Source organism: Microbacterium aurantiacum, from assembly GCF_002872075.1.
GTDB classification, from domain to species: domain Bacteria; phylum Actinomycetota; class Actinomycetes; order Actinomycetales; family Microbacteriaceae; genus Microbacterium; species Microbacterium aurantiacum_A.
The window spans coordinates 146,976-159,320 of sequence record NZ_PGGU01000002.1; the positions used below are offsets into that span (position 1 = coordinate 146,976).

The 12,345-nt window shown below is 69.6% G+C and carries 12 protein-coding genes; 7 read left to right on the forward strand and 5 right to left on the reverse strand.

Features of this window, described 5'->3' with window-relative positions; translation table 11 throughout:
• Nucleotides 1-16 precede the first annotated feature (16 nt).
• Genes CUR96_RS01195 through CUR96_RS01205 form a run of 3 tightly spaced genes read left to right on the forward strand, consistent with a single transcriptional unit; the run spans nucleotide 17 to nucleotide 2,678 of the window.
• Nucleotides 17-1,294 (forward strand): glycoside hydrolase family 28 protein, encoded by a 1,278-nt coding sequence (locus tag CUR96_RS01195; protein WP_102191500.1) that lies wholly within the window; start codon nucleotides 17-19, stop codon nucleotides 1,292-1,294.
• Complete coding sequence (locus CUR96_RS01200; RefSeq protein WP_102191465.1) at nucleotides 1,282-1,746, forward strand: hypothetical protein; 465 nt, start codon at nucleotides 1,282-1,284, stop codon at nucleotides 1,744-1,746. Before CUR96_RS01195 ends, CUR96_RS01200 begins: the two co-directional genes overlap by 13 nt.
• Nucleotides 1,743-2,678: a carbohydrate ABC transporter permease gene (locus tag CUR96_RS01205; protein WP_102191466.1), complete on the forward strand. Its 936-nt coding sequence runs from the start codon at nucleotides 1,743-1,745 to the stop codon at nucleotides 2,676-2,678. Before CUR96_RS01200 ends, CUR96_RS01205 begins: the two co-directional genes overlap by 4 nt.
• On the opposite strand, the gene CUR96_RS01210 is transcribed toward CUR96_RS01205, so the two are convergent.
• The 5 genes from CUR96_RS01210 to CUR96_RS01230 all read right to left on the reverse strand — a co-directional run bounded on the left by CUR96_RS01210 (nucleotide 2,668) and on the right by CUR96_RS01230 (nucleotide 8,208).
• Entirely contained in the window at nucleotides 2,668-3,990 is a 1,323-nt protein-coding gene (locus CUR96_RS01210) for a serine hydrolase domain-containing protein (RefSeq protein WP_102191467.1), read from the reverse strand. The two genes, CUR96_RS01205 and CUR96_RS01210, sit on opposite strands and share 11 nt — an antisense overlap.
• Nucleotides 3,987-4,802 carry a DUF6807 family protein gene (locus tag CUR96_RS01215; RefSeq protein ID WP_102191468.1) on the reverse strand — a complete coding sequence of 272 codons (816 nt, stop codon included), beginning with the start codon at nucleotides 4,800-4,802 and terminating at the stop codon, nucleotides 3,987-3,989. Before CUR96_RS01215 ends, CUR96_RS01210 begins: the two co-directional genes overlap by 4 nt.
• On the reverse strand, nucleotides 4,799-5,815 hold the full coding sequence (locus tag CUR96_RS01220; RefSeq protein ID WP_102191469.1) for a LacI family DNA-binding transcriptional regulator: 1,017 nt from the start codon (nucleotides 5,813-5,815) through the stop codon (nucleotides 4,799-4,801). The genes CUR96_RS01215 and CUR96_RS01220 overlap by 4 nt, the downstream gene beginning before the upstream one ends.
• A 2-nt stretch (nucleotides 5,816-5,817) precedes the next feature.
• A complete protein-coding gene (locus tag CUR96_RS01225; RefSeq protein ID WP_102191470.1) occupies nucleotides 5,818-7,341 on the reverse strand; it encodes a glycoside hydrolase family 43 protein in 1,524 nt (507 codons plus the stop codon).
• A 129-nt stretch (nucleotides 7,342-7,470) separates the two neighbouring features.
• Nucleotides 7,471-8,208 (reverse strand): copper homeostasis protein CutC, encoded by a 738-nt coding sequence (locus CUR96_RS01230; RefSeq protein ID WP_102191471.1) that lies wholly within the window; start codon nucleotides 8,206-8,208, stop codon nucleotides 7,471-7,473.
• A 65-nt stretch (nucleotides 8,209-8,273) separates the two neighbouring features.
• Here CUR96_RS01230 and CUR96_RS01235 point away from each other — a divergent pair, with 65 nt between their 5' ends.
• From CUR96_RS01235 to CUR96_RS01250, 4 genes are all read left to right on the forward strand, one after another.
• On the forward strand, nucleotides 8,274-8,714 hold the full coding sequence (locus CUR96_RS01235) for a MarR family winged helix-turn-helix transcriptional regulator (protein WP_102191472.1): 441 nt from the start codon (nucleotides 8,274-8,276) through the stop codon (nucleotides 8,712-8,714).
• A 5-nt stretch (nucleotides 8,715-8,719) separates the two neighbouring features.
• Nucleotides 8,720-10,045: an MFS transporter gene (locus CUR96_RS01240; RefSeq protein WP_102191501.1), complete on the forward strand. Its 1,326-nt coding sequence runs from the start codon at nucleotides 8,720-8,722 to the stop codon at nucleotides 10,043-10,045.
• A gap of 77 nt (nucleotides 10,046-10,122) precedes the next feature.
• The gene (locus tag CUR96_RS01245) at nucleotides 10,123-12,012 is read left to right on the forward strand and encodes a BCCT family transporter (RefSeq protein ID WP_102191473.1); all 1,890 of its coding nucleotides are present in this window, start codon (nucleotides 10,123-10,125) and stop codon (nucleotides 12,010-12,012) included.
• A gap of 59 nt (nucleotides 12,013-12,071) precedes the next feature.
• On the forward strand, nucleotides 12,072-12,335 hold the full coding sequence (locus CUR96_RS01250; RefSeq protein WP_102191474.1) for a hypothetical protein: 264 nt from the start codon (nucleotides 12,072-12,074) through the stop codon (nucleotides 12,333-12,335).
• The last annotated feature ends 10 nt before the right edge of the window (nucleotides 12,336-12,345 follow it).

The following is a 12,345-nucleotide window of genomic DNA, read 5'->3' on the forward strand; positions in this document are numbered from 1 at the left end:
GACGCAGGTGCAGAGCATGAACCTCCTGACCGGCAGAGGCGGAGTGGAACGCGCGACGCGCACCCTCCAGGACGCCATCGACCGGGCGGCGGACTCCGGCGGCGGGCGCGTCACGATCGCGCCCGGCGTGCACGAGACCGGTGCTCTGCGCCTGCGCTCCCGCGTGGAACTTCACCTGGAGGCCGGAGCGGTGCTGCGTTTCGTCGCCGACCCCGCCCTCTACCCGCCTGTCGGCGCCCGCTGGGAGGGCGCGGCCACCACGGTCCACTCCCCCTGCATCTACGCGCGGGACGAGACCGACATCGCGATCACCGGCCGCGGTGTGATCGACGGCGGAGGCGCCTGGTGGTGGGATGCCTTCCGAGGCGGAACGCTCTCGCTGCCGAGGCCCACGCTGATCGGACTCCACGGATGCCGCCGGGTCGAGGTCTCGGGCGTGACACTGCGCGACTCCCCCGCCTGGACCGTGCATCCGCTGCTCTGCGACGACGTCCGGATCACCGGCATCCGCATCCTCAATCCGCCCGACTCCCCCAACACCGACGGGATCGACCCCGAGTCGTGCCGCAACGTGCGCATCAGCGACTGCCACATCGACGTCGGCGACGACTGCATCGCCATCAAGGCGGGCAGTGAGCATTCGGCCGACCGGGTGCCGTGCGAGAACATCGCGATCACCAACTGCACCATGATCCACGGGCACGGCGGCGTCGTGATCGGCAGCGAGATGAGCGGCGGCGTGCGCGGCGTGGTCATCTCGAACTGCGTCTTCCAGGACACCGATCGCGGCATCCGGATCAAGTCCCGGCGCGGACGCGGCGGCACCGTCTCCGACATCCGGGTGACGAACATCGTCATGGACCGGGTGATGTGCCCGCTGGTCATCAACCCGTTCTACTTCTGCGGACCCGAGGGCAAACTGCCGATCGTCTCGGACCGCAGACCACAGCCGGTGGGCGACGGCACGCCGCGCTTCCGCGGCATCCATCTGTCGCACATCACCGCGACGAACGTGCAGGCCTGTGCGGCCTTCGTGTCCGGGCTCCCCGAGGCACCGCTCGACGACCTCACCCTCGACGACGTCGTCGTCTCGTTCGCCCCCGATGCCGCTCCCGCCGTGCCGGCGATGGCCGACGGCGTGCCGGCGATGGCCGCAGCCGGCGTGCACGCGCAGTTCGTCGAGGGCCTGCGCCTGAGCGGACTGCGGATCGTCGGCGCGGACGGTCCTGATGTGGTCGCCGACGACACGGTGCGCTTCGCCGATCCGGGGAGCGTGCCTGCATGGCTCTCCTGAGCGCGGCATCGCCGGTCGAGATCGCCGATGAACCGTTCCGCCGTCGGGGCGAACTGATCCTCGCCGGAATCGGTCTGACCGCATCCGCCGTCCTGCAGGGCGGGTTCGCATTCGTGGTCACGCGCAGCGACGACGAGACGCTGCGCTCATCCATCCTGCCGGGGCTGCGCGATGCGGGCATGCGGATCGCGGATGCCGAGGCGCACGTCATCGTGCACACCGTCGCCGCCTGGTTCGGATTCTCCTTCGCGATCGTCGCGCTGCTCGCGGCCATCGGGTTCTTCTTCGCCGTGCACGCACCGCGAAGCCGCTCGACCGGCTGGTGGTTCCTCGCCGCCGGTCTGGCCTGCCTGTTCGGCACGCAGTTCGTGCTGTACCCGGTCGCCTTCTTCCTCTTCCTCGCCGCCGCGCTGTTCGCAGTGCGCACACCCCCACCACGGAGTTCGACATGACCAGCACCCCGCGCGTCGACAGCGCCACGATCCCGATCCAGGTGCGTCGCGAGAACCGAAAGCGGCGCCACATCACGCCGGGCCGGCGCATCTTCGCGATCGTCAACGCGACGATCCTGATCGCCTTCTCGCTGGTGTGCCTGCTGCCCTTCGTGAACGTGCTGGCCAGTTCTCTGGCGACACCGGGCGAGCTGGCGACCCGGCCGTTCATCCTGTGGCCGGAGACGTTCACGCTCGACGCCTACCGCTACATCCTGTCGACGCCGACGATCTTCCGGGCGCTGGGGGTGTCGACGATCGTCACGGTCGGCGGCACCGTGCTGAGCCTGATCCTGACCGCCTTCATGGCCTACGCGCTGTCGAAGAAGCACCTGAAGGGCCGGCGGGTGATCAACTTCCTGGTGCTGTTCACGATGCTCTTCAGCGGCGGGATGATCCCGACGTTCATCGTCGTGAAGAACCTGGGCCTCATCGACTCGCTGTGGTCGCTGATCGTCCCGGTGGCGATCAACGCCTTCAACTTCGTCATCATGCGCAGCTTCTTCCAGGGCATTCCGGAGAGCCTCGAGGAGGCCGCCCGCATCGACGGCTGCTCCGAGATGGGCGTCTTCTGGCGCATCGTGCTGCCCCTGTCTCTCGCGTCGATCGCGACGATCGGGCTCTTCTACGCCGTCTACTACTGGAACACGTATCAGAGCGCGATCCTGTACATCAACAGCTCCGAGAAGTGGCCGATCCAGGTGCTGCTGCGACAGATCGTGATCGTGGCGAGCGGGATGAACGCGAGCGAATCGGCCGTCGACATCGTGCCGCCGGCGCAGTCGGTGCGCATGGCCGTCATCTTCGTCGCCACCCTGCCGATGCTGCTCGTCTACCCGTTCGTGCAGCGCTTCTTCGTCAAGGGCGCCCTGGTCGGCTCGGTCAAGGGATGATGCCGGCGGCCCGGTAGCTGCCGACGAACGTCCACGCCGGATCCATCGCCGGGCCGAAGCCCAGCGACTGCACGGTCACGTTCCCCTCCGTCACGATCAGACGCAGGCGCACGGATGCGATGTCGTCGGATGCCGCACTGACCATGATCTCGAGCACCCCGGGCGCCGTCCAGCCCGCGGTCGTCACGGCATCGCCCATCCGCGTCGTGGCGGTGGTCGGCTCCGTCGTGGAGAAGCGCAGTCGCTCGCCGTGGATGCTCACCTCGCCGCCGTCGGCGTCGATCGAGAGGGGCAGCTCAGCCGGCGCGTCCTCACCGCTGAGCGCGGCGCAGCGGCCGCGCACCGCCCGCGCATGCGCGGGCTCATGCGGCGGCCGCGGTGCCGAGAGCGCGCCGGGGTCGGTCAGTTCGTCGGCGGCGAGAGCGCGCAGCAGCAGCTCCGCGAACCGCTGGTCGCCGCCGGTGAGGGCGCCGGTGTCAGCGGTGGCCACGGCCGCCACAGAGCGAGCCGGATCGCCGTAGACGATCTGGCCGCCGAGCCCGAACATCATCCACGCACCGTCGGCCGGCAGCCACACCTGGCGTCCGTATCCCGCGCGGAACGGCGCACCCCAGGTCTGCATGCCGGGGTCGCTGCGCCGCTCGATGAGCAGTTCCGCCACGCCCTCGGGAAGGATCCGCGCTCCGCGGAAGCATCCGCCGCCGCCGATCGTCTCCGCGACGCTGAGCAGATCCGACGGCCGCGCGACCAGGCCGGAGCCGCCGTGACTGTAGCCCTCCGGGCCGGTGAGGAAGCGCGCATCCCTGCCGATGCCCAGTGGCTCCAGAAGGCGGGGGCGAAGATATTCGAGCAGCGGGACGCCGGCCAGGCGCTCGACGAGTGCCGCCAGCACGTAGGAGGCACTCGTGTCGTAGGTGAACACGGTGCCCGGCGGGTGGGTCGGCGGCACGCGGAAGTACGATTCCAGCCAGTCGCCGTGCTCCTCGACGTAGGTGGTGCGGCGGTGCGGGCCGGTCATCGCCAGCATGTCGTCGATCCGGGTGGCTGCCAGCCACGGGTGCACGACCCCCATCTCCGGGAAGTGCGTCATGATCGGGTCCGAGAGGCCGACCCGGTGCTCGTCGGCGAGCAGCAGGATGCCGAGAGCCGTGATCGACTTCGACACCGAGTACATCCGGTGCGGCACGTCGGGGCCGAACGGGGCCGCGCCGCGGCTGGTGACGCGTTCGCCCTCGACGCTCACGTCGAGCGAATGGATCGTGAGGCCTGCCGCGTGCGCCTGCACGATCAGCTCGCGCAGCGACAGGCTCACACCGCGTCCCGCACGCCGTCGATCAGATGCGCGGCGACGTCGTCGGGCGCATCGAGCGGCTGGCCGGAGATCGCCACCGCGAGATCGAGCCGCAGGGTCTCTCCACGTGCCAGCACGCGACGCTCGGCCACCGCGACCGCCGGGAGGAAGCCGACGTATCCGTCTGCGCGGACGAACCAGGGCAGCCCGGTGCTCGTCGCCGCGACCAGGGATGCTTCCGGACCCGTGATCTGGAGCCACGGCGCCGTCGATCCGTGGGCCGTGTCCGTTCCGTCGCCGCCGGCTGTGCGCACCTGCGCGCGCCGGAAGGGGGTGCGCCAGAACACGCCGCCGTAGAAGGCGCCGCCGCGACCATTGGTCTGGGGGCTGCCGAACGTCACCTCGTCGCGCACGGCGGCGAGCTCCGATGTCCAGTGCACCTGCCACGTTCCCGCAGACTCCCCGGCCGTGATGACCCGGGTCTCCGCCAGCAGCGGCTCGCCGCTCCGAGAGAACCAGCCGATCCGCTCGGTGACGGCGCCGGGGGCGAACTCCCGCTCCTGCACCTGCTGGGTGCCGTGGTTGTCGAGCATCACCGAGCCCTGATCGTGCCGGTACGTGGTGCCACCCCAGAACGAGGTTCCATCCACATCGGGAAGAGCGAGGCTCACCCCGAGGTGATGGCGATGGTCATCCGGAAAGGCCTCGGTCACCGGAACGCCGCCGGGCGTCGTCGCCGTCAGATAGGGGCGGGGAGAGAGGATCCGGTCCAGTCCCACGCCGTCGTGATACTCCACGGCGCCGTCGGGTGAGCGCAGCAGCGTGAACGTCATGGCAGCATCCTCGTGCTCCCTCGGGCCGACAGCGCCGGCGTGAACGTCAGTGGGTCCCGGATCGGGGAATCGGTCATCTCGGCGCGCAGCACGGTCCAGATCTGCCGGCCGATGTCCTCGAGGCTCGCGGTCATCGTCGTCAGCGAGGGCGAGGAGTACCGGGCGAACGGGATGTCGTCGAAACCGGTCACCGAGAGGTCACCGGGCACCGACACGCCCTCCTCGGCGAGACGGCCGAGGAGACCGAGCGCGACGACGTCGTTGTACGCGATCACCGCCGTCGCGGCGGAGGCGCCCACGGCCGGCCAAGCGCGATAGCCGTCCTCGAAGGAGTACCCGCAGGCGATGTCGTTGATCTCGACATCGCCTTCCGCCTCGCGCACCTCGGCGAGGCCGCGTTCGCGCTCCCAGTTCGAGCGGGCGTCGGAGGGGCCCGCGAGGAAGGCGATACGGCGATGGCCGAGGTCGATGAGATGGCGGGCGAGCTCGATGACGCCGGCGTGGTAGTCGATGAGCACCGAGCCGGCGTTCTTGCCGGTGGTGCGGTTGAACACGGTCACCGGCGCCACTCGCGGCAGCAGCGCGAGGAGGTTCTCGCGCGTCATGCGAGGGGCGAACAGGGCGACCGCGTCCGTGCGGTCGCGCAGGTCCCGAGCGAGTTCCGCCTCGTTCTCGGGATCCTCGAACGAGTCGGCGACGACCACCCGGTATCCGTCGCGCGCGGCCGCCCGGTTGAATCCGTGCAGCACCTGGTGGAACATCGGGTTGCCGAGATCGGGCACCACGACACCCACGGTGCGGCTCACGCCGAGGGAGAGCGATCTGGCGGTCTGGCTCGGCGTGTACCCGAGCTCGTCGATCACGACGCGCACCCGCTTCGCCATCTCCTCGTTGACGGTGGCGCCGCCGTTCAGCACGCGCGACACCGTCGCCTTCGACACTCCGGCCGCTCTGGCGATGTCGGTGATCGTGGTGCCGCGGGTGGGCGCGGTCCGCGCGCGCTTGCCGGCCATGGTCAGCGCGTCTCCGTCCGGATGCGGAAATCCGTGAACCGTGCGACGGGTTCCTCCAAGCCGTGCGGTCCGGCCGCGAACAGCGAGACCGCTGCCCCGAGCCAGTGCCCCTCGATGGCCCGGAAGCCGGGGTCGACGCGGGATTCGATGCCATCCGCCGTGATCCGGACGCGCACGCGCGCCTCGTCGTCGACGTCGAGCGCAACGCTGACACGGGGAGAGGACAGCGGGATGGTCATCGCCACATGCTCATGCTGGTCGTCGTGTCGCCGCACCGCCACGATCGCCTCGGCACCGGCCGCGGTGATCCGGATGCCGGCCCAGGCGTAGGCGAGGCCGAGGACGGCGAGGCCGGCGCGCGCGCCCGGCAGCGCTCCGCCGAGGTCGACGGTGATGCTCGCGGTGCACGCCCACCCGGGCAGCGGCTGCGAGAGCACGCGCGGCAGAGTGCGCAGGTTGCCTCCGTCCGGCCCACCGCGCAGCAGCAGCCCGGGCGCCCCGTCGATCGTCGGAGCGGCGACCGCGTCGGGATCGTGGTTCGCCTCCCACTGCCATGCGGTGCTCGGCCGCCCGTTGGCGAAGTCGTCGGATCGGGCCAGACTGCGGTCGCCCTGCTGCGTTCCGAACGGTGCGGGATGCGCCAGCACAGGCTGCCCGGATCCGTCCACCCCCATGACCGGCCACCCGTCCTCGTCCCAGGCCATCGGCTGCAGATGCAGCACGCGCCCATGAACGCCGCGATCCTGGAAGTGCAGGAACCAGTCGCCGCCGACTCCGTCGTCGACCCAGGCGCCCTGGTGCGGGCCATTGACCGCAGTGTCCCCCTGCGCCAGCACGATGCGGTGCTCGTAAGGCCCGTGGGGATGCGCGGCCCGGAATACCGTCTGCCAGCCCGTGGCGACCCCGCCGGCCGGTGCGAAGAGCCAGTACTCGCCATCGCGCTTGTAGAACTTCGGCCCCTCGAGGGTGGTGAAGCCCTCGATCGAGTCGCCGTCGATGACGTCGACCGCGGGGCCCGTCGTCCTGGTCAGCCCTTCGTCGACCGGCACCACCGTGAGCACGTTCTTGCGCCCGGAACGGGAGCGCGCCCACCCGTGCACGAGGTAGGTGCTTCCGTCGTCGTCCCAGAGCGGGCACGGGTCGATGATCCCGAGGCCCGGAAGCATCAGGCGCGGCGGCGTCCAGGGACCCGAGGGGTCCTCGGCCGAGACGACGAAGATGCCCTGATCGGGATCGGGGTACACCACGTGGAAGCGTCCGTCGTGGTGCCGGATCGACGGCGCCCACACGCCGCCCCCATGCCGCGGCAACGCGAACCACGCGGCCGGCTCGTTGCGCTCGAGCGCGTACCCGATGCGGTCCCACACGACCAGGTCGTCGGATGCGAAGATCGGCAGCCCGGGCGCGCGATGGAAGCTCGACGCCACGAGGTAGAAGCGGTTCCCGACGCGGATGGCGTCAGGATCCGGTACATCGGCATCAATGATCGGATTGCGATACGTGCTCGCGTCGTCGACGAGGTTCATCCCTCTGAATCTAGTCGAGAAACCGGTTCCTGTCCACGAGGCCGCGGCGTTCGCCGACCGGGCTGCACGTACAGGCGGGCTCGTCACAGCCGTCGAGCGGAGCCCTGTCCAGGCGCGAGCGCCGGCGCGTCAGCGTCCGAGCGCGGCGACCACGGCGAGCGCCGTATCGCGGTCGGTGACCTCATAGCCGCCGACGCCGTCCGAGGCGGAGCCCATCCGCACGCCGCCCGCTTCGACGACCGCCCGCTTCGCGGAGAAGTGCAGCGCGTCGACGCCGATGGCCGCGAGGGCCGGCGCGTTCGCGGCATCCACCCCGCTGCCGGCCATGATCTCGATCTGCCCCGCAGCCTCGGCCACGAGTGCGCGGAGCGTGTCGATGCCGTCGATCGCGGCGGATGCCCCACCCGAGGTGAGCACGCGGCGAAGCCCGAGGTCGCGCGCGGCCGCCAAGGTCGCGAGCGGGTCGGCGGTGACGTCGATGGCGCGGTGCAGGGTGACGGATGCTCCGCCCGCAGCGTCCCGCAGACGTGTCATGGCGTCGAGGTCCAGGTGCCCATCTGCGTCGAGCGCGCCGATCACGACACCGGCCGCGCCTGCGCCGACGGCCCAGCGGATGTCCCGCTCGGCGATCGCCAGTTCGTCGGCGTCGTAGTGGAAACCGCCGGCCCGCGGACGGATCAGCACGTGGACCTCTGGGCCGCCGGCTCCGGCGGCTTCGAGCGTGAGCTCGAGCGCCGCCGGGGATGGCGTGAGGCCTCCGAGGGCGAGCGCCTGAGCCAGTTCGACACGGGCAGCCCCCACATCGCGGGCGATACGCGATCCGGCGGGATCCTGCACGGCGATTTCCAGGGTGATGTGCTGCGGCATCCTTCCATTCTGGCGCGACCGGCGGACGGCCCGCGCACGATGGAATTAGATAGACTGTCTAAGTAATGTCTGCGTCTGACGAATCCCTCTCCCTCACCGCCACAGAACTGCGCATGGCGACGTTCCGGCTCGCGCGACGCCTGCGCTCAGCCCGCGCCACCGATTCGATGAGCGACACCCAGCTGGCAGTGCTCGCCGGCCTGCGGATACACGGCCGGCGCACCATCTCCACGCTCGCGCTGGTCGAGCACATCACCGCTCCCTCGATGAGCAGCATGGTCAACGGCCTCGAGGAGCAGGGCTATGTCGTGCGCATCCCGGATGAGGAGGACCGCCGGCGCGTGCAGGTGGAGATCACGGATGCCGGCATCGAGATCGTCGCCGAGACCATCCGCCGCCGTGACGAGCTGCTCGCCGCCATGCTCGGCGACGTCGACTTCACCGACGCGGAGCTGGCGACGCTCCGCGAAGCGAGCGCACTGATGCGAAGGGTGGCCGAGCGATGAGCACGATGTTCCGCTCCTTCTCCAACGTCAACTACCGGATCTGGTTCGCCGGCGCACTGGTCTCCAACATCGGCGGGTGGATGCAGGCCACGGCCCAGGACTGGGTCGTGCTCACCGAGCTCACCGACAACGACGCGGCTGCGATGGGCGTCACGATGGCGCTGCAGTTCGCCCCTCCCCTGGTGCTGGTCAGCCTCACCGGCTGGGTCGCTGACCGCTTCGAACGCCGCCGCATCCTGCTGGCCACCCAGAGCGCGCTGCTGCTGCTGGCCGTCGCCGCCGGAGTGCTCCTGCTCACCGGCGTGATGACACTGCCGATGATGTTCGGTCTCGCGCTCGCATTCGGAGTCGTCAATGCCTTCGACGCCCCGGCGCGTCAGGCGTTCGTCTCCGACATGGTCTCCACCGGAGAGACGTCGAACGCTGTCGCGCTGAACTCGGCGTCGTTCAACCTGGCCCGGATGATCGGCCCGGCCGTCGGCGGCCTGCTCATCGTCGCGATCGGCTCCGGCTGGGTCTTCGTCGTGAACGCCGCGACCTTCCTCGCGATGATGCTCGCTCTCCTGATGATGCGCGCGAACCTGCTCGCCCCGCGCATAAAGAACCGCAGCCGAGGCGGCCTGGCGGCGGGATTCCGCTACGTCTGGAGGCGCGGCGATCTGCGCGTCGTCTTCGTGATGGTGTTCCTCATCGGTGCGTTCGGCATGAACTTCCCGATCTTCGCGTCGACGATGGCACTCGAGTTCGGCAGCGGAGCCGACGGCTACGGCGTGCTCAGTTCGATCCTCGCGATCGGCGCGCTGATGGGCGCGTTGCTCGCCGCGCGCCGCGACCGCGCCAGAGTGCGGGTCGTCATCGCAGCGGCCGGAGGATTCGGCGTCTCTGCTTTCGTCTCGGCCGCCATGCCGTCCTACGCCTCGTACGCGGTCACCCTGATGTTCACCGGGTTCATGATCGTCACCCTGCTGACGACCGCGAACGGCTACGTGCAGATCACCACCGATGCAGCCCTGCGCGGCCGGGTGCTCGCGCTGTACATGGCCGTGATCATGGGATCGACGCCGGTCGGCGCCCCGATCGCCGGCTGGGTGGCCGATGCCTTCGGCCCCCGAGCGGCGATCATGCTCGGCGGCACCGCCGGCTTCGTCGCCTGCCTGATCGGTGCGTTGTGGGTGCTGTCGTCCGGGCGACTGCACCGCCGGGAGGAGAGCCGTTTCCTGCTCACCCTCGATGAGACGCGCCCTCTGAGCATCGTCGACGAGGTCGACCCGGTCGAGTTCAGCGACACCGCCGCGCAGACGACGCCGATCCGGACGCCGCGCAAGGACTGAGCGAACCGGCCGGATTCCTCTCCCCCGCTTCCGCAACCCCCTGACACGACGCTCTATCCGGCGGATACCGTGGACGGATGAGCGGACCGGAGAACAACGCCCAGAATCAGGATGCCTCCCCGGCGGCGCCGAACACCGAGGCGCCGCGACGATCGCTTCCGCCCGTGCAGCGGTGGGTGTTCTGGCCGGCGTCGGCGATCATCGCCGCGTTCGTGGCCTTCACCCTCGCGGCGCCGCAACTCGCCGAGGCGCTGTTCTCGACCGTCCAGACGACGATCGTCAACGCCTTCAACTGGTACTACGTGCTCATCGCGGCCGTCTTCGTGGCGTTCAGCCTGTTCCTCGGATTCAGCCGGTTCGGCGATATCCGGCTGGGCCGCGACGACGACGAGCCCGAGTTCTCCGTGATGTCGTGGTTCTCGCTCCTGTTCGCCGCCGGCATGGGCATCGGCCTGGTCTTCTACGGGGTCGCCGAGCCGTTGACGCACTTCGTCACCCCACGTCCCGGCGTCTCCGGCACCCCCGAACAGCTCGCGCAGCAGGCCCTCAGCCAGACCTACCTGCACTGGGGCATCCACGCCTGGTCGATCTATGTGGTGATCGGCCTGGCCCTCGCGTATGCGATCCACCGACGGCGCCGGCCGATCTCGATCCGCTGGACCCTCGAGCCGCTGCTCGGGAAGCGCGTCGAGGGCGGTTGGGGTCATGCGATCGACGTCATCGCCCTCGTCGGCACGCTCTTCGGTGTCGCCACGTCGCTCGGTCTGGGCGTCCTTCAGATCAGCGCCGGTCTCGCGTCGGCCGGCATCGCGGAGCCGGACGAGACGACGCAGGTGATCATCATCCTGATCATCTCCGTCTTCGTGCTCCTGTCCGTGCTCTCGGGCGTCACGAAGGGCATGAAGTGGCTGTCGAACCTCAACTTGATGATGGCCGGGCTGCTGGTCATCTATCTGCTGGTCGCGGGCCCGAGCGAATTCCTCCTGCGGGATTTCGTGCAGTCGATCGGGAACTACATCCAGAACTTCGTCGGGCTCTCCTTCAACGTCAGTGCGTTCCAGGGCGACGCCGGTGAGGCCTGGCAGGCGCAGTGGACCTCGTTCTACTGGGGCTGGTGGATCTCGTGGGCACCGTTCGTCGGCATCTTCATCGCCCGCATCTCGAAGGGGCGCACGGTCCGCGAGTTCGTCGCCGGGGTCATCCTGGTGCCGACGCTGCTCGGCATCCTGTGGTTCTCGGTGCTCGGCGGGTCAGCGCTGGCGATCGAGCTGGATGCTCCTGGGACCCTGACGACGGACGGGAAGGTCGATCTGCAGGGAGCGCTGTTCGCCCTGCTGCAGCATGTTCCCGGCACGACGATCGTGAGCGTCGGTGCGCTCTTGCTGATCGCGATCTTCTTCATCACCTCGGCCGATTCCGGCGCGCTCGTCATGGGGATGATCGCCACCGGCGGCCAGCAGAACCCGAAGCGCTGGATCCGCGCGTTCTTCGTGCTGGTGACAGCGGCACTCGCGATCGCTCTGCTCCTGGCCGGCGGTCTCACCGCGCTGCAGACGGCAGCCATCACCATCGCCCTGCCGTTCAGCGTCGTGCTGCTGCTCATCTGCTGGGCGACGATGCTGGCGTTCATCCGCGAGCGCCGGGCCTACGCGCGCGCCGAACGGGCCCAGCTCATCGACCGGATCGGCGACTACTACGGTCTGGAGGTGGAGTCGCACGACGAGCGCGGGATCCTCGGCGCTCAGCCGCGGTGGATGCGCAACCTCCAGCGGAGACTCCGGATGCCGGTGGCGCCCGCGAACCCGCACCGGGTCGCTCCGTGGTTGCTGTCCGGGGAGAACAGATCGGATGCCGGACCTGCGACGGTCGACGTCGACGAGCTGGTCTCCTCCGACGAACTGTCCTCACTCGACGACCCGGATGTTCCGGAGCACGGCGAGGACGAGCCGCCCGGAACGCCGCGATGAGGATCCTGAGGATGTCAATCCCCTCTTCTGCTCGCGCCGCGTGGACCTACGCTCACGGCATGACCGAGAACATGGAACGCACGCCGCACCCCGAGGACCCGGCCGAAGGCGCCACCGGCGTCGACGGACCCGAGCACAACACCGCCCCGGACGGATATTCACCGGAAGAGGGCCTCGATGACGAAAGCCACCAAGAGACGCCGGGCGGTGACTCCAGGTCCGCGCTGGGCGGCGATCAGGGCACCGAGGATCAGCTGGACGCCGACAATCCGACGGAGCGCGACACTCTGAAGACGCTGGACCCTGACGACTCGCCGGCCTGAACGTCAACCT

Coding starts and splice junctions, on each gene's coding strand:
- CUR96_RS01195 (WP_102191500.1), top strand. CDS start 17: ATGAACCTCCTGACCGGCAGAGGCGGAGTGGAACGCGCGACGCGCACC.
- CUR96_RS01200 (WP_102191465.1), top strand. CDS start 1,282: ATGGCTCTCCTGAGCGCGGCATCGCCGGTCGAGATCGCCGATGAACCG.
- CUR96_RS01205 (WP_102191466.1), top strand. CDS start 1,743: ATGACCAGCACCCCGCGCGTCGACAGCGCCACGATCCCGATCCAGGTG.
- CUR96_RS01215 (WP_102191468.1), bottom strand. CDS start 4,802: ATGACGTTCACGCTGCTGCGCTCACCCGACGGCGCCGTGGAGTATCAC.
- CUR96_RS01220 (WP_102191469.1), bottom strand. CDS start 5,815: ATGGCCGGCAAGCGCGCGCGGACCGCGCCCACCCGCGGCACCACGATC.
- CUR96_RS01225 (WP_102191470.1), bottom strand. CDS start 7,341: ATGAACCTCGTCGACGACGCGAGCACGTATCGCAATCCGATCATTGAT.
- CUR96_RS01230 (WP_102191471.1), bottom strand. CDS start 8,208: ATGCCGCAGCACATCACCCTGGAAATCGCCGTGCAGGATCCCGCCGGA.
- CUR96_RS01235 (WP_102191472.1), top strand. CDS start 8,274: ATGTCTGCGTCTGACGAATCCCTCTCCCTCACCGCCACAGAACTGCGC.
- CUR96_RS01240 (WP_102191501.1), top strand. CDS start 8,720: ATGTTCCGCTCCTTCTCCAACGTCAACTACCGGATCTGGTTCGCCGGC.
- CUR96_RS01245 (WP_102191473.1), top strand. CDS start 10,123: ATGAGCGGACCGGAGAACAACGCCCAGAATCAGGATGCCTCCCCGGCG.
- CUR96_RS01250 (WP_102191474.1), top strand. CDS start 12,072: ATGACCGAGAACATGGAACGCACGCCGCACCCCGAGGACCCGGCCGAA.